The sequence below is a fragment of the Bacillus sp. 2205SS5-2 genome, assembly GCF_037024155.1.
GTDB lineage: Bacteria > Bacillota > Bacilli > Bacillales > Bacillaceae_K > Bacillus_CI.
Map to the genome: position 1 here is coordinate 103,165 of NZ_JAYKTS010000004.1, position 17,271 is coordinate 120,435.

Genomic DNA, 17,271 nt, shown 5'->3' on the forward strand with positions numbered 1-17,271 from the left:
CAAAAAAACTGAAGTGAAGGGGGCGCTTCACTTCAGTTTTACAAAATAACGACCTTACCCATCCGTCATTATAACTTCACTACAATGCATATTATGCATAAACCTGGCTATTGGCAACATTTTTTTGCATTATGGAGAATCATTGTTTGTTTCACTAAAGCACCAAAGATTATAACAAATCTTTTTGCGAATTTAGCTATCACTTCTCGTTTGACCTACTTGTTTATAGAGATCTTCCATTTCATGTTTTTTTACTCTACCCATTAAATTGTCTAGTCCTTGTTTTGGATCTATTTTATTGAAAAGGACATCGTACAACGCTTCTGTGATAGGCATGTCGACTTCAAACTTATGAGCTAGCTGGTAGGCGGCTTTAGTGGTTCGAACGCCTTCTACCACCATACCCATACTATCTAGGACTTCATCAAGTTTTTTTCCTTTTCCTAGCATATTACCTGCACGCCAATTCCGAGAATGGACGCTTGTGCAAGTGACGATTAAATCACCAATCCCAGTAAGACCTGAGAACGTCAGTGGGTTTGCTCCCATCTTTGTTCCTAATCGAGCAATCTCTGATAATCCTCTCGTAATCAAAGCGGCTTTTGCGTTATCACCGTAGCCTAGTCCGTCTGTTACGCCTGCTGCTAGTGCAATAATATTTTTTAAGGCACCACCAATTTCTACACCAATAACATCAGGGTTGGTGTAAACACGAAAATAGTGATTCATAAAAAGATCTTGAATTCGCTCAGCTGCTTCAAGGCTTTTGCAAGATACGGTAACGGTTGTTGGATGACGCAGACTTACTTCCTCTGCATGACTAGGCCCCGATAAAACCACAACCTGGTCTAAATTCTCACCCGTCATTTCTTCCTCAATCATTTCCGTTATCCGTAAATGCGTATCCGGTTCAATCCCTTTACTTACATGAACTAGGGTTAATGGCTCTTGTTGCACATTTTGAAGTTTCGAAACCACTTCTCGTATTGCCTTAGTTGGAACAGCCACAATCACAGTTCTTACGTTGATTATCGCTTCCGCTAAAGAGGTATACCCTACAATTCCTTCAGGTAATTCAATATTGGGGAGATACTTACTATTACGATTATTTGAATTAATATCTTGAATTTGCTCAGAGTTAGTACCCCAAAGTCGAACATCGTGACCATTATCAGCTAAAACAATAGCTAATGCTGACCCCCAACTTCCTGCCCCTAATACAGCTATCTTTTCCTTATTGCCATTCATGCTCTCACCTACTTAAAATTATTTACGTGCTCTTGGAATAATTTTGATGGGTGTTCCTTCAAAATTAAACGTATCACGTATGCGGTTTTCAAGAAAGCGTTTATAAGAAAAATGCAATAATTCTGGTTCATTAACAAACACCACAAACGTTGGTGGTTTAATAGCTACTTGTGTCGCATAATAAATCTTCAAACGCTTTCCGTTATCCGTTGGCGTAGGATTCATCGCAACAGCATCCATTATCACATCATTTAATACACTAGACTGAATTCTTAGCGCATGATTTTCACTTGCCATATCGATGACTGGTATTAAAGTATGAATGCGTTTTTTCGTTTTAGCTGATAAGAAAACGATCGGAGCATAGCTTAAGAATAGGAAGTGTTCTCGTATTTGTTCTTCAAACTTCTTCATCGTTTTCTCGTCTTTTTCAATTGCGTCCCATTTATTAACGACGATCACAATCGCACGTCCTGCATCATGAGCATAGCCGGCAATTTTTTTATCTTGCTCACGAATCCCTTCTTCACCGTTTAACACCACTAAGACTACATCAGAACGATCAATTGCACGAAGGGCACGCAAAACACTATATTTTTCAGTCGACTCATATACCTTTCCTCGTTTTCTCATTCCAGCAGTATCAATAATCACATACTCTTGATCATTGATTGAGTAGGATGAATCGACAGCGTCACGAGTCGTTCCTTCAATGTCACTTACAATTACCCGCTCTTCCCCAAGAATCGCATTTACAAGCGACGACTTTCCTACGTTGGGACGGCCAATAAGGGAAAATTTGATTACTTCATCTCCATATTCTTCTTCTTTTTCTGATGGAAAATGCCCTACAACGGCATCGAGCATATCTCCCAAGCCAATCCCATGTGATCCTGAAATTGGGAAAGGTTCCCCAAATCCTAACGAATAAAAGTCATAAATGGTTTCTCTCATATCAGGATTATCTACTTTGTTTACAGCAAGCACAACCGGCTTGTTAGACCGATATAATATTTTCGATACTTCTTCATCTGCAGCAGTTACACCTTCACGACCATTTGTCATTAAGATAATCACGTCTGCTTCTTCAATAGCAATCTCAGCTTGTTGGCGAATTTGATCTAAAAACGGGGCATCCCCAATATCAATTCCACCAGTATCGATAATATTAAAATCATGCGTTAGCCATTCTCCACTACTATAAATCCTATCCCGCGTTACACCTGCTACATCTTCAACTATCGAAATTCGTTCTCCTACAATCCGATTAAAAATAGTCGATTTCCCTACATTAGGTCTTCCTACTATCGCAATAACTGGTTTCGACATTTCGTCTCACCCTTCCTTCTCTATATCAAAATATTTCACGTTTCATTTTTCAGCTATAAAATGTTAATGAATATGTTCACATGAAAATAAAACCCTTCTCACTGGAAGGGTCAACTATATTATTTTAACAGTTAAAGAGTATTCTAGCAATATTCTTCCGCTAGTGCTTCACAATTACATATAATTCTTCGGTCAATTCATGAGCTATTCCATCTAATATCGCTTCTAGATTCGCAGCAACTGTTTCAAGTTCTGACTTGGATTCACAGTGAAAAACAGCCGCTCCACTAGGAACCTTTTTGGGATTTGTCGTAATCGCGGCTAAAATATATTTTTCTAAATTCACTTTAGCTTTCTTCCTTTCTTATTTGCCTTTGACTCCGTTGGCATACGAATCGCATTCTCCAAAGTTGGCACTTGCTTCAGAATTTCAATTGCTTTCTCAATATCTTTCTCTTGCGGAAGAACAAAAACCCCTACTCTCCCATCATCTAAATCTCGTTTTGCCAATGGAACAAGAGCTGGTGTTCCGGAATCTCGATACACACCTAGGGCTGTAGATATATCGTGCAATATCGCTTGACGCTGTCCTAGGTTGGCAATCGTCGACCTCGCGTTAAAGTTCTTCGGCTTTAACACAAACCCCATCCCATAATTCAAAACTTCCTTTTGCCTGTCTTTTAAACCAATATTCATAATGTAAATGTTATCAACATATAATCCTGCTCCGTCGAAACGGGGTTGGATGAATTCGATGTCGACAATATCCTTTAATCGCCCACCTGACATTAACTTTTTCGAAATGAACATAGCCACTAAGCCGAAAAAAAGAGCAGCATATACGTTTAGTGCTAAATAGGAAAAGGTTGCGATAAACGAGGTAAATATCACTAAATAATTCCGACTTTCAAACGCAATAGCCACACCTTCAATATAGGTTGCTCCTCTTGGAACTAGTTCATAGCTGTCGAGTTCTGCAAGAGTGTTCCTTTCCATATTCCGGACATCTCTAAATTGAGAAGCAGCCAGTGTTAAAAAGGTAATAGCGGTAAATTCCTCCTCCATAATAGCCGGTACCGCAACAGTCCCTAACCCTGCAGCGATAAATCCTAATGCGATATGAATAATTTTTCCGTGAAGATAGGTAGGGTATTGACGATAATCTGTTCTTAGCATATAGATTCTCGTTAATGTACCTAGAAACACTCCGAACATAACCGGGTATACATATTCATTCATAAGTAATTTGTTTCTCCTTTTTCAGTGGAATTTTCATCTGTAAACGTATCATAGAAGCTGAAAGGTGGAAGGATATACTCGTAAAGAGCATAGTTAAAAACAATACATCTAAAAATGCACTTCCTCCTACCTTGTAAGGTAGTCCCACAGAACGGAATGTCGTGAAAACAAGCATCTCTCCGAGCATCCCTCCCCCCATTAACGCTACCGCCCATCTACTTTCTTCTTTCTTAAACAGGAGAAGCAAACTGATTGTCAATAGCAACGGAAACAGCAGTCGACGATCCAGCACAATCCAGATTGGATCATATACTTCAATGAATAGGAAAGAGGCGTAAAACATACCTGTAATCCAAACCGTTAGAAGAAAATATATTTTTTGATAGATTTCATAGCGTGCTAACCAGATAAACAGAAAGATTCCTAAAACAAAAAAAGGACCTTGAATCATCATTTCTCCTATTTGAAATTGAAAGGGGTACACCACGACCTGTATTAACGTGACCAACGCAATCACAAACCGATAAGGATGTTGTCTGTTCAATAAAAATGTGGCATAAATCCAGATAAACCAAGCTGACCACAAAAACCAATATCCTTCCATCTTCCACCTCCTCCTATACCATTATGGGAAAAGAAATAGTATTTCATTCATGTATAAACTGATTTAGATTATGAGAATTTAAGAAGGGAGGTGTAAATATGGGAAAAGATCGACAAGAGAAAAAACTGAAGAAGAGCGGTAGAGTTGAATCAGATCGAGATCAAGCACTTCACTTTGGTGGAGCAACGCAACTTGATTCTGCCCAAAAGGCTCGTGAAAGTCAAAAAGAATAACAGGCACTAGCTATTAAGAAAAACCGGGCAAAAACCATGCCCGGTCCTTTTTTGTCTAAATCCGTTAGTTTGTACTCCTGGTCATGAATCCTAATATAATATGTATAAATCTAACCTAGATATGGAAACGAACGCATTTTCATCTGTTTTTATCTGTCCTCGACTATTTTTATATGATTTGATGGATTTTTCATGAGAGGGCATGAAGAAGTGGTGGTCATTATCCTGAGCAACAATAATCTTTAATTTTTCATCACGAACAGGATGGTTGGCCGGATTTTTACCCACGTGTTTCTGCTAGAACGACTCACATTGACCTTGATGCTCAACGTAAAGGAGGTTCGTTTCAAATGATTTGTCGCTATCATAGATAAAACACAACCCAAAAGCCGTGGTAGACCTAATTTATATACCTTCTACCTTTCACGAAAATCGCAAGTTTCTTTCAATCGGTAAAATACACAAGAAAAGGGCTCGTCCTGATATGATTTTTTCTCATATCAGAGCTTGACTTCCATCTCCGAGCCTCTGGTTCTTAGAACTAGCCAACAAAACCATTTGAAAATTTTTAATATTCTTATTTTACAAAAAAAGAGAAGAACCTAGATGGTTCTTCCCCTTTTTTATGAAGGCTCTTTAGTCTAGTTTTAGATGGAAACCTCTATTTTGCTGTTGATACCCATCAAAAACAGACGAAATGATGCCCAAAACAAAGTTATATCATAAATGATAAACTGATACGAAAAGCAACAAACTTTGCGAAAACAGCCTTAGGAAAACATCTTTGATGAACAATATTCGAAATTAGTTCCTTCTCGCAAAAGTTTCTGGTTTATATCCGCGAACCTTTAACCAGTGATAACTTTCCCCAGAAATAACCATAGGGACGTTCAGCAATTCTTCTATTTTAGTCACTCCAAGAGCACACATTAGATACGCTAAATCTTCATGAATTCCCTGTATTTCTTCTAAAAGATTCTCTAAAGACTGCTCCACCAATACCTTTAAAAGAGTCCCCGCCATTCCTGTCGCTTTTGCACCTAAAGCAACAGATTTGATTACATCAAGTGCTGTTTGAATCCCACCTGACGCTATCACATCTCTAGTGAAGGATGAGCGAGCCTCAATAATCGAAATAGGCGTCGGAATACCCCAATCATCAAAATAAGTAACTAGCCGCTTTCGTCTAGCATTTTCAATTTTGCTGAAATTGGTTCCTCCAAATCCTCCTACATCAACGGCGGTCACCTCAGTCTGATCTAGTAAAGAAACTGCTTCTGCGCTCATGCCGAAGCCTGTTTCTTTCACAATCACCGGAATCGGTAAAGCGGTTGAAATAGCACTAATGCGTTCGAGAGCACCTTGAAAGGAGCGGTCTCCTTCAGGCATTGCTAATTCTTGAATGACGTTTAGATGAATCTGTAATGCATCTGCATCGATCATTTCGACGACTTCTAACGCTTGAGATACACTTGCCTCACTACCAATATTGGCTAATACAACGCCATTCGGATTCGTTTTTCTGACGATTTCAAACGTCTTTCGTTCAGATGGATCCTTAATTGCAGCCATTTGCGAGCCTACTGCAATCGCAATCCCTGTTTCTCTTGCAGCAATCGCTAACTCTTGATTGATTTTTTGCGTATTTTCACCACCGCCACCAGTCATCGCATTGATGAAAATTGGCGAACTTAAAGTAAGTTCGCCAATTTTCGTCTGAAGACGTACATCTTCTACAGAAGTATTCGGTAAGCTATGATGCACAAAAACAATGTCATCAAAGGCCGTCTGACCTTGATGATCTGTTGATAAAGCATGTTGGATATGATCTCTTTTTCTTTCTGCTCTTGACACCTACATCACCATTATTTTAAGTCTTTTAATTTATCGCCAATCATTTCACCTAGTTGGAAACCGGTATTTTCTTCAGGCATTTCATATTTTTCTTCATATTGTGGTGTTCTTTCTTCCAATTCTTTAATACTAAGAGATAAACGTTGATCATTTTCATTCACGTCTAATACTTTCACTTTAACCGTTTGGCCCTCTTGAAGCACTTCGTGAGGAGTACCAATGTGTTTGTGAGAAATTTGAGAAATATGAACAAGTCCCTCAACACCTGAGAACACTTCTACAAAAGCTCCATATGATACAAGTCGCTTGACAACACCTTGTAACACTTCACCACGAGGTGCTTTTTCAGAGATGTTGCTCCACGGTCCAGGAAGTGTTTCTTTTATTGATAGCGAGATACGCTCATTATCACGGTCCACAGAAAGAACCTTGACGTTAACTTTTTGGCCTTCTTCAACAACATCTGAAGGTTTCTCAACATGTCCGTGAGATAGCTGCGAGATATGAACTAAACCATCTACACCACCTATGTCTACAAATGCGCCGAAATCAGTAATTCTCTGAACGGTCCCTTCAATCTCTTGGTTTGCTTGTAAAGAATCCAGCACTTGTTTTTTTCTTTGTTCCTTTTCCACTTCCACAACGGCACGGTGAGAAAGAATTAATCGATTTTTTTCTTGGTCAATTTCAACGATTTTAAATGTTAAGGATTTTCCTTTATAGTCAGTGAAATCTTCTACGTAAAAATCCTCAACAAGGGATGCTGGGACGAAGCCTCGGACGCCTAAATCAACGACTAGGCCACCTTTAACTACGTCTTTCACTTCTGCTTCAAATACTTCTCCAGCAGTGAAACGATTGTGCATTTCTTCCCATGCTTTTTCTGCGTCTACTTTACGTTTGGATAAGACAAGAAGTTCTTCTTCTACTTTCGTTACGATTAGTTCTAGCACGTCACCCTCTTGAACGGCATCAGATGCTTTTTCAATATGAAGACTAGATAGCTCACTAATTGGAATAATGCCATCTACTTTGCTTCCTTCAATGTCTACAAGCACTTGCTTTTCTTCTACTTTTGTCACGGTACCTTTTACTTTCTCGCCAACTTCTAGTTTTTTCACTTCTACTTGATTCATGTCTTCTGACATATGTACTCCTCCTTAATCCATGACTGCTCTTAGGGTAAACATGTGCTTTACTCCACACAGATCTCCTAGAAAGTTCTCTTTCTATAAACTTCTAATAAATACGAGTATTTGTCAAGCAAGAAACTTTTACGAATTCTGTCTAATTAAGTCAGCTATTTTTTGCATGATGACTTCTGTTACTTCTTCTGCACTCGCTTTATTTTCTCTTAAAGTATCCATCTCAATGGGTAGACCATAGACAACTTTTAGCTTTCGAAATGGCTTATATGGTCCGATGATTGCACAAGGAACTATGTGTGCTCTCGTACGGGCAGCAAAAAAGCCTGCGCCAGCTAATCCTTTGCCTAACTCTCCGTTTTGACTACGAGTTCCTTCAGGAAATAGACCTAATACTTTACCTTCTTTTAAGGCTTTTAAACCTGTACGCAAAGCTTCCCTATCGCTCATTCCCCGTTTAACAGGGAAGGCGTTTAAATTTGTCACAATTCTTCCTAATACCGGCATGGAAAACAATTCTTCTTTCGCCATAAATGATACCGGTCTAGGTGCTGTAATTCCAACAACAGGGGGATCTAGTGCATTAATATGATTTGTACATAGTAATACACCACCGTCTTTTGGAAAGTGCTCAGTACCAACAACATGAATACGATAAAAGGGGGTAAGGACGCCTTTGACAAGACCTCTCACAAACGTGTAAAAATTCATTTATTCTCGTTCCTTTCCAATACCAATGTCATGATTCTATCTACAACGCCTTGTATGTTTAAAGAAGTTGTATCAATTTCCGTCGCATCGGCTGCTTTTCGTAAAGGAGCAACTTTTCTTTCAGAATCTAATTTATCACGTTTTGAGATCTCTTCTTTTAAATTCTCTATATTTGACGAAAATCCTTTAGAAATATTTTCTTCATGACGTCTTTTCGCTCTTTCTTCTACACTAGCTAATAAAAAGACTTTGATTTCCGCATCAGGAATGACATGTGTACCTATGTCTCTACCGTCCATGACGACCTTTCCTTTTTCTGCTAACTGTTGCTGTCTTTTCACCATTTCTTCTCGAACGAGACCGTGTTTTGCTACATGAGAAACAGAATTAGTTACCTCATGTGAACGGATGTCTTCCGTAATGTTTTCCCCGTCCAAAAGTACTAACTGATTCTTTTTACCAGGTTCAAGATTAATCTCAGTCGCATGCAAAATGTCAGCAATCATTTTTTCATTTTGTAAGTCAGCTTTTGCTTGTAGTGCTTTATACGTGAGCGCACGGTACATTGCCCCCGTATCTATATATATATATGATAATTTTTCCGCTAGAATTTTTGCAACTGTACTTTTCCCCGCTGCTGCAGGACCATCTATCGCAATCCGATAATTATGTGTCATAAATATCCACCTTCAACTTTCATATTAAATTCTACTAAAACTCGTATTATTCTATCATAATTCCGTTGTTACTGTAAGGAACATTCAACAATTGAAATGCGGAAGGTGCCTGGTTACCGGCGACATGCATTTGACAAGGACAGACCTGGGGCGCTCTTTGCCTCATGTCTAGGCTTGGCTAATGACCTCGAACCGGTGGCACCTGGAGCTAGACACATTGAAATGTGGAAGGTGCCTGGTTACCGGCGACATGCATTTGACAAGGACAGACTTGGGGCGCTCTTTGCCTCATGTCTAGGCTTGGCTAATGACCTCGAACCGGTGGCACCTGGAGCTAGACACATTGAAATGTGGAAGGTGCCTGGTTACCGGCGACATGCATTTGACAAGGACAGACCTGGGGCGCTCTTTGCCTCATGTCTGGGCTTGGCTAATGACCTCGAGCCGGTGGCACCTGGAGCTAGACACATTGAAATGCGGAAGGTGCCCGGTTACAGGCGACATGCATTTGACAAGGACAGACCTGGGGCACTCTTTGCCTCATGTCTGGGCTTGGCTAATGACCTCGAGCCGGTGGCACCTGGAGCTAGACACATTGAAATGCGGAAGGTGCCCGGTTACCGGCGACATGCATTTGACAAGGACAGACCTGGGGCGCTCTTTGCCTCATGTCTGGGCTTGGCTAATGACCTCGAGCCGGTGGCACCTGGAGCTAGACACATTGAAATGCGGAAGGTGCCCGGTTACCGGCGACATGCATTTGACAAGGACAGACCTGGGGCGCTCTTTGCCTCATGTCTGTCCTTGTCAAATGACCTCGAGCCGGTGGCACCTGGAGCTAGACAGAAAAACAAGCTAAAAAGGTATTTTTTCTTCTCCCATTAGAAAAAAAGACAGGTTTCACCTGCCTTTTACTCCATTAATAGTTTCAATAATGTCTCCGTGCTCCATCGTGTTTACACCTTCATAATAAGTCACTTTTTGAAGCATCGTCATCGGTGACCATTCGCGGACAAGCACCTGGACACAAATTAAAACAATAAATTGAAAGATAATGATTTTTATTAAAAGACGATCAATGTGTTTCATTTCCTACATCCTTATTCGTATTTTTACCTAGTATAGGTTGAATAAGGGAGGAGTATTCAAAATCAGGAGTTTATATACCCTTTTCTTCGAAGAACAAGTTGTCGTTCAAAACAATACCTCATAATGAACTGCATACTAGCTTCCTCTAACTCTTTGAATTGGATAGAAGCTAATCTTTGCTGATCTTTTTGCAGAACTCGAATAGCCTTTGCATTTACCGAAAGATAATGATAGTCTCCAGTTTGCATCGGTAAGACTAACAGTAGTTTTAGGTCGCTATTTTCAACTAATTCAATACCCTTAGGAAGATTGATGGCACAGCCACCCGCACTAATATCATCAGTAACGGTTGAGAATTGAAGAAATTCATTACCTTCAACCGCTACATCAATCGTTGCCTCAACTCGAACAAATTGTCTTCGTTGAATTTTCAAAAGCTCTTCTTTGCCAGGATAGTGAAGCGTAATCATTGGTATGTTTTTTTTCACTCTACCTAACACTTCAGTATCAAACATATAAGGTACCTCATCGACAACGAATTTCGCCTTTAATTGCGTCCCGTCAATTAGAAAGAGGGTTTTACCTGTTTCTCTATGGATTGGGTAATCAATCCATATTTTCGCATCATCTAGCTCTACTATCTTGCATCTATAGGTTTCTTGTTTATCAGAATGCACAGGTTCTAATGTTAGCGATGCTCCAATTTTTATCATTACTTTCACACACCCTATTTTGCAATCCTTTTTGTTTATTATGGCATGTTTTTCGAAACTTAGCTACATTCCTATGACAGTTGTTTCTTTCACTATCGGTTGGTTTTTCTAAACAAAGTCTTCATAAATTGGTTCAGCATTTTGAAGTTTTTCTACTTTTTCCTCTAAACCCGTTTGACTATTTATAAAGATTCGATAAGTGTCATTCTTTAACGTGCCCATGAACTCATAACAAAGCACCTCTTCATTTAATTCATTTACTATGACAGCCATTCCATCTTGCAAGATCTTCACATTCGGATTGATATACTCCATTGCTTCTTCCTTCGTTAAAATTGGCTCTGGTATTTCTCTAGATTTATTGTTTTGAATATAGTCACTAGCTGAAAATCCAATCACTTCTCCTGTGTCAAGTGCAACTTTCATTTTTATGGTATCGGGATAGATTCTTACATTATTGATTGATGTCACAAACGAAAAAACCCCTACGCTATCATATTGAGCACTTTCAAATAAATCTAGATCCTTAAATTTGTATTCTTTTAAAAACTCAGCACCTTTTGTAGCTGCTTCATTCAGGCTAATGCTACTTTCCTTAACATCACGATTGTTAATGTACCATAGAGGATAACCACCCGTTTTCGTAATATCCATACTTGCTTCAATATTCCCTTTTGAAAGTAAAGAGACACTATAAAATCCGTAGTCTGAGCCCTCCCCATTTTCCGTCACCTTTTGTTTTTTTATGTCGGAAAATTTTGTGTAATTTTTCGCAATTTGAATGGCTTCCTCTTTCGTAATTTCTTCGCCATCTAAATTTTTTAAGTTTTCATTTCTTTTTTGCACATTGATGAATGACGTGCCTCCTACATCTGATTCATCATATCCTTTAACCGTTTTTTCTACCGTTTTAAAACCATCAATAATCGTATTATCTACTGTTTCTTTATTCGTTGCTAAGGCAAGCTCCACATCCATCCAACGTAGATTATTTTTAATAACCAAATGTTGTACTTTACGTAATTCTTTTTGGATTTCACCGCTTTGTTCATACAATTGCTCTAGCCTCTCGTATTCTTCTTCACTCAGCGGATTCTTGTCTAAATTTCTCACCGCTGTTCGGTAACTAAAGTCCCCTATTTTCGCCAAGAATTCTTCTGTTTTATTAAATGGGAGTAAGGTAAGAGGTAACTGTCCCACATCGCTATGAGCTTGTGAGGTGATCCTCCATACATCTGCAAGTGCAGGAGATAAAGATTTTTGCGAATTCATTGCTAATGTTGTACCAATTTTGTCATTGAGCAAATCAATTTCAAATGTCAAATCATGAAATGCACGTTGATAACTATTTTCTGCATTAATTAAGATAGCGTTTTTTTCTTGATGTTCTTGATAACCCCAATATGCTGTCCCAAGTACTCCAAGTGTTAATCCGGTTATCAGAATTACTCTAAGCATTTCGTCATCCCCTTCTAGTTACAAAATATATGTTTTCCGATTTGCTTAATTTGAGGTCTAGACCATATCCATTTGCTAGTTGCGGTTACTGGGTTAAAATAATAGATGGCATTTTCTGACGGATCCCACCCATTTAATGCGTCTACTACCGCTTTTTTAGCTTTATCATTAGGAGTTAACCAAATTTGTCCATCGGCGACAGCTGTGAACGCTCCTGGCTCAAAAATAACCCCTGCAACGGTATTAGGGAATGATTGACTTTCTACCCGGTTTAAAATTACAGCTGCTACCGCAACTTGTCCTTCATAGGACTCTCCGCGAGACTCACCATAGACAGCATTCGCCATTAATTCAATATCATTTTGTGAATACCCACTTGGTGTGTTCACAGCTGTACTTCCAACCGGACTTTCAGATCTCGCTTGCTCTTCCTTCGCTGGCTGTTTTTCTTTTTTTTCTGTTTGCTTTTCCTTATCTACTCCACCATAGTAGGTAAATTTATTGCCAGATTGAACCTGTTCTTGCACATATTGTTCGTCGTATTGAGACGATTTTTCCAACTTTGCTTTCGTACCTTCACCAACAAGACCATCAATTGGCAAACCAAACTCATATTGAAAATTCCTAACTGCCCAATATGTACCCCAACCAAACACACCGTCAATCTTGCCATTATAAAACCCTAAAAATTGCAATCGTGCTTGTAGTTCAATGACATCTTGACCTGTTGCACCTTGCTGAACAACTTGGTTAGAAAAAGCGCGAACCGGCAACTGTTGAGGTGTCCAAGATAAAGTTCCTATCCCTATTATCAACATGATCCAAAACGTAAATATTTTTATGCGCTTCTTTTTCATCTCTTTACCTCCAAATTCTTGTAATGGAATTGAAGATAGTTTTTGTATCATTGTTACTTTTATTCAATGTAAATAGAGAAGTTGAAATAAACGCCATTAATTTATTTCATAGAATACTTCCCCATCATCTAGGTTGATCCCAAATTCACTTTAAAAATTGAGATTGTATAGTTATATCACTGTTCTAATACAAAATTTGGTTGCTCCAACTAAATCTTTCGGGAATTAGTATAAAAAAAGATGACCTCAATAATAATTGAGGTCAAAATTCTTCTAAGTTCAAAAGGAAGAACTTTTTTTAATTAAATATGGCTCCTGTCCCTTGGCTAACAGATGAACCGTTTTGACTTTTTTGAGTCCTAACCACCATAAAAACATCATAAATGGGATCATGAAATATGGCCAATACGGAACGTTCCTTATCAAAATATAATCATAGGTTCCATGTAAAATAATTGGGATCACGAGAGAAAACAACACCCACTTAACATTTTGCGACAGAGAAAATTTACTCTTCCCAAGGTAATATCCCATAATCACACCAAAGAGTGCGTGACTTGATACTGGTAGAAGGGCCCTACCAAACGCAAAACTCACACCGTGAGCCAATAAATATAGAATATTTTCGGCGGTCGCAAACCCTAACGAAACACTCGCCCCAAAAACAATCCCGTCATATGGATCATCAAAATTTATAGACTGAATTACAATAAAAAACAAAACAAACCATTTGAAAAACTCTTCTAATAAACCCGCTGTTAAAAAGGCTTGACCCCATAACGGAAAAGTAATTCCTTCGATTTCAAACACAGATTGTATAAAGAGAATAGGAAAAGTAATTAACATACCATAAACAAATGTTTTTAACACATACCGAAACGGCTCTTGCTCATACTGATCTTTCAAGTACAAGTAGCTTAAAAAGGCTAAGCCAGGCGCAATTCCAGCTGATAAAATCACCAGCATTCGTTTGTCCCCTTTTCTTCTTGTTTCATTCATCGTATCATGTATATGATTGAATGAAAATAACTATCCGAAAAATTGAAGATTTTAGGAGGAAGAGCATGAAGAAAAAGATACTCATTTTACATACTGGTGGAACCATTTCGATGATGGAGGATGAAACTTCTGGAGCTGTAAGACCTGGAGAAAGAAATCCCTTAACATCTCAACTTCAAACATTAACAAGGATCGCAAACTTAATAGAAAGAGAACCTCTTCACGTTCCATCTCCTCATATGACCCCAAATGAGATGATACTTCTAAAGGAAATCATTGAAAAAAGCTATAAAGAAGACAAAATTGAAGGGGTTGTTATAACCCATGGTACCGATACATTAGAAGAGACTGCATATTTTCTTGACCTCACCGTGAGCCTCTCCCTCCCAATCGTAGTAACTGGAGCAATGAGGTCTAGTAATGAAATAGGATCAGACGGTCTCTACAACCTTATTTCTTCGCTGCGGGTAGCAATTAGTGATGACGCACAAGATAAAGGGGTGTTAGTCGTTCTAAATGACGAAATTCACACAGCAAAGAATGTGACGAAAACCCATACCAGCAACTTGGCAACATTTCAGAGTCCACAATATGGACCAATTGGAATAGTAACAAAGCAAAGCATTCTTTTTCACCATCATCCGGTAGTGAAAGAAAAGTACGAAAAGGTTTTGGTTCAACATAAAGTAGGATTATTGAAAGCCTATGCGGGCCTGGAATCGGACATCATTAAAGCCATGAAGGATTATGGCTATGAAGGAGTTATTGTAGAGGCACTTGGACAAGGAAATTTGCCTCCTACTTGTTTAGATGGTATTAGTTACTTAATTTCAGCTGGTATTCCAGTTGTTCTGGTTTCTCGTTGTTTTAATGGTATCGTTCAAGATGTATATGGCTATAGTGGTGGCGGAAAGCAATTGAAAGAGATGGGCGTTATTTTTTCAAATGGTTTAAACGGTCAAAAAGCTAGGATCAAATTATTAATTAGCTTATCTCAAACTAAAGACATCTCATCCATCAACGCTATTTTTCAAAAATGACCTAAGAAAATCATTTTCTAGAGTAAATCAAAGGTTATTTTTGCAGAGAATGTAGCTTTTCGAATAAAAGAAAAATCCAAACATTTTATGTCTTTGTACTCTTTTCGTATACATTGTGGTTATTTCATCTAACTTTAAATTAATCCACCATTTCACTGTTGATTTCCATCGAAAATAGACCAAAAGATGCCCGAAACAAAGCTATTTCACAGTTTATTAACTGGTCCGACTAGCAATAAACTTTGCGAAAACAGCCTTATTATTTCTAAAAAGATGTGCAGCCTAACTGACTGCACATCTTTTTCACGACAAATCAAAGAAATGTTTATTGTCTTATTTCAACTTCCCTTTCAGGTAATCAGCAATTTGTCCGCCGTGAAAGCGGCCATTCTCAATGAAAATTTCATTTGCATTATTACCCGCTGCAATAACACCTGCAATAAAAATTCCAGTTACATTGGTTTCCATTGTGTCCGCATCAAAAGTCGGCCTGCCAGTTTCAGAGTTAATCTCTACACCCATTTTTCTCAAAAAATGATGATCAGGATGATAGCCGGTCATTGCGAACACAAAGTCATTTTTTATCGTATAGTTTTCATTCTTCACAGCATATAAAACTTCATCTTGTTTTATTTCTTTAATCTCAGCATTAAATTCCATTTTCACTTCACCGCTACGAACAAGTGCTTCAAACTCAGGCAAAATCCACGGTTTTATGCTTTTGCTATATTCTTCACCTCGATAGAGCATCGTTACTCTTGCACCGGCTTTGTGAAGCTCTAGTGCTGCATCAACTGCAGAATTTTTCCCACCAACTACAACGACATCTGTGTCAAAATAAGGATGCCCTTCATGAAAATAATGAAAAACCTTATCCATCTTTTCACCAGAAATTTCCAAAAAGTTAGGCGAGTCATAATAGCCCGTTGCGATTACGACGTAGGGGGTAGTATAAGTGTCTTTAGAGGTTTTCACTTGAAAGACGTCTCTCATTTTTTGAACACTTGTCACTTCTTCAAATCGATGAATCGAGAGCTGTTTTATCTTAGCGACTTCCCGGTAGTACGCTAGTGCTTGATTGCGCTTTGGCTTTCTTTCTTCAATAATAAATGGCACTTCTCCAATCGATAACTTTTCACTGGAGCTAAAAAATGTTTGATGAGTTGGATAGTGATAAATTGCATTTACAATGTTCCCTTTTTCGATAATTAATGGGTTTAGTCCCGCTTCTTGCAATGAAATGGCCGCTGCCATTCCACAAGGACCGCCTCCGATGATGATACAGTCTTGGTTAGTCATACCTATCTTCACTCCTTGATATTTATAAACAATTGCTCACCTTGCTTAGTTCAATTACTTCCTCCAATATAATGATAGGAGATTTCTCTTCAAGTTTCAATTATGACCTCTATTCACCTAAAAAATTGCCACATCTTTTTTTCAAGCCTCATTCTATTTTTAGTTATTGGTGTTTTGGCGAAACTTATTGCTTTATAACCAGTCTTTAGATTCCGATGTCTATTGGTTTCGGTGCATCCTTTGATATTTATTTGAATATCTACAAAAGTATATGTTTACCGAAAATATTGAATCTATAGCTACAAAGTATAGGACACAACCTTTGTTAAATACGTTTGTTTAGATTAATCTAATCGAATAGTTCCTGTTTGAAACCAGTTTTTTTACAAAATAACACCTAATCATGAGTGTAATATCCAGCTAAATGACTATGTAGAATTAAATACATAAAAAAGCCAAGACCTCATTAACCTGATCTTGGCTTTCAGATTTCATTTTTATTAAAGGCTGTTACCGCAAAGTTTATTGTCTACCCTACCAGATTATCATCAATGATACAAGTTTGTTCCAGGCATCAATTCGTCTAATTTCGATGGAAATCAACTGAAGCGTGTATGCTTTAATCAAAAATCAGATGAGATAGCCACAATATATACGAAACCAGCCTTATTGAAAATAGTTGACCAGAAAAGAGGAAAATACATCTTCATTTCGAGCTGCTTCCTCTCTTGTTTGTCCAGCTTCAGTGGCTTGGGACTCGGGCATTTGCCTGCCCG

Annotated in this window: 17 protein-coding genes; 2 read left to right on the plus strand and 15 right to left on the minus strand. The window is 38.4% G+C overall.

Going from position 1 to position 17,271, the window contains the following annotated elements:
• Nucleotides 1-192: 192 nt before the first annotated feature.
• From U8D43_RS04150 to U8D43_RS04170, 5 genes are all read right to left on the minus strand, one after another.
• Nucleotides 193-1,248 carry an NAD(P)H-dependent glycerol-3-phosphate dehydrogenase gene (locus U8D43_RS04150; protein ID WP_335869730.1) on the minus strand — a complete coding sequence of 352 codons (1,056 nt, stop codon included), beginning with the start codon at nt 1,246-1,248 and terminating at the stop codon, nt 193-195.
• Between the two features lie 18 nt (nt 1,249-1,266).
• Nucleotides 1,267-2,577 (minus strand): ribosome biogenesis GTPase Der, encoded by a 1,311-nt coding sequence (gene der, locus U8D43_RS04155; RefSeq protein ID WP_335869731.1) that lies wholly within the window; start codon nt 2,575-2,577, stop codon nt 1,267-1,269.
• Between the two features lie 160 nt (nt 2,578-2,737).
• On the minus strand, nt 2,738-2,923 hold the full coding sequence (locus U8D43_RS04160) for a capping complex subunit for YIEGIA (protein ID WP_335869732.1): 186 nt from the start codon (nt 2,921-2,923) through the stop codon (nt 2,738-2,740).
• Nucleotides 2,920-3,816 (minus strand): YIEGIA family protein, encoded by an 897-nt coding sequence (locus tag U8D43_RS04165; RefSeq protein ID WP_335869733.1) that lies wholly within the window; start codon nt 3,814-3,816, stop codon nt 2,920-2,922. The genes U8D43_RS04160 and U8D43_RS04165 overlap by 4 nt, the downstream gene beginning before the upstream one ends.
• The gene (locus U8D43_RS04170; protein ID WP_335869734.1) at nt 3,809-4,420 is read right to left on the minus strand and encodes a YphA family membrane protein; all 612 of its coding nucleotides are present in this window, start codon (nt 4,418-4,420) and stop codon (nt 3,809-3,811) included. The genes U8D43_RS04165 and U8D43_RS04170 overlap by 8 nt, the downstream gene beginning before the upstream one ends.
• 98 nt (nt 4,421-4,518) lie before the next feature.
• On the opposite strand from U8D43_RS04170, the gene U8D43_RS04175 reads away from it, so the two are divergent.
• Complete coding sequence (locus U8D43_RS04175) at nt 4,519-4,653, plus strand: YpzI family protein (RefSeq protein WP_335869735.1); 135 nt, start codon at nt 4,519-4,521, stop codon at nt 4,651-4,653.
• A gap of 804 nt (nt 4,654-5,457) precedes the next feature.
• Here the strand turns inward: U8D43_RS04175 and fni are convergent.
• From fni to prsW, 9 genes are all read right to left on the minus strand, one after another.
• Nucleotides 5,458-6,507, minus strand: coding sequence for a type 2 isopentenyl-diphosphate Delta-isomerase (fni, locus tag U8D43_RS04180; protein WP_335869736.1), 1,050 nt, complete (start codon nt 6,505-6,507; stop codon nt 5,458-5,460).
• An 11-nt stretch (nt 6,508-6,518) separates the two neighbouring features.
• Entirely contained in the window at nt 6,519-7,655 is a 1,137-nt protein-coding gene (rpsA, locus tag U8D43_RS04185) for a 30S ribosomal protein S1 (protein ID WP_335869737.1), read from the minus strand.
• Nucleotides 7,656-7,781: 126 nt separating this feature from the next.
• Nucleotides 7,782-8,363, minus strand: coding sequence for a lysophospholipid acyltransferase family protein (locus tag U8D43_RS04190; protein WP_335869738.1), 582 nt, complete (start codon nt 8,361-8,363; stop codon nt 7,782-7,784).
• Nucleotides 8,360-9,040, minus strand: coding sequence for a (d)CMP kinase (gene cmk, locus U8D43_RS04195; protein ID WP_335869739.1), 681 nt, complete (start codon nt 9,038-9,040; stop codon nt 8,360-8,362). The genes U8D43_RS04190 and cmk overlap by 4 nt, the downstream gene beginning before the upstream one ends.
• A gap of 900 nt (nt 9,041-9,940) precedes the next feature.
• Nucleotides 9,941-10,129 carry a DUF5359 family protein gene (locus U8D43_RS04200; RefSeq protein ID WP_335869740.1) on the minus strand — a complete coding sequence of 63 codons (189 nt, stop codon included), beginning with the start codon at nt 10,127-10,129 and terminating at the stop codon, nt 9,941-9,943.
• Nucleotides 10,130-10,191: 62 nt separating this feature from the next.
• Entirely contained in the window at nt 10,192-10,842 is a 651-nt protein-coding gene (locus tag U8D43_RS04205; RefSeq protein WP_335869741.1) for a flagellar brake protein, read from the minus strand.
• A gap of 108 nt (nt 10,843-10,950) precedes the next feature.
• Nucleotides 10,951-12,300: a germination protein YpeB gene (gene ypeB / locus U8D43_RS04210; RefSeq protein ID WP_335869742.1), complete on the minus strand. Its 1,350-nt coding sequence runs from the start codon at nt 12,298-12,300 to the stop codon at nt 10,951-10,953.
• 14 nt (nt 12,301-12,314) lie between these two features.
• Nucleotides 12,315-13,118 carry a spore cortex-lytic enzyme gene (sleB, locus tag U8D43_RS04215; RefSeq protein WP_335869853.1) on the minus strand — a complete coding sequence of 268 codons (804 nt, stop codon included), beginning with the start codon at nt 13,116-13,118 and terminating at the stop codon, nt 12,315-12,317.
• 318 nt (nt 13,119-13,436) lie between these two features.
• A complete protein-coding gene (gene prsW, locus U8D43_RS04220; protein ID WP_335869743.1) occupies nt 13,437-14,123 on the minus strand; it encodes a glutamic-type intramembrane protease PrsW in 687 nt (228 codons plus the stop codon).
• Nucleotides 14,124-14,221: 98 nt separating this feature from the next.
• Between prsW and U8D43_RS04225 the strand changes: the two genes are divergently transcribed.
• The gene (locus tag U8D43_RS04225) at nt 14,222-15,196 is read left to right on the plus strand and encodes an asparaginase (RefSeq protein WP_335869744.1); all 975 of its coding nucleotides are present in this window, start codon (nt 14,222-14,224) and stop codon (nt 15,194-15,196) included.
• Nucleotides 15,197-15,529: 333 nt separating this feature from the next.
• Here the strand turns inward: U8D43_RS04225 and U8D43_RS04230 are convergent, their stop codons facing one another.
• Nucleotides 15,530-16,495, minus strand: coding sequence for a YpdA family putative bacillithiol disulfide reductase (locus U8D43_RS04230; RefSeq protein WP_335869745.1), 966 nt, complete (start codon nt 16,493-16,495; stop codon nt 15,530-15,532).
• Between the last annotated feature and the right edge of the window lie 776 nt (nt 16,496-17,271).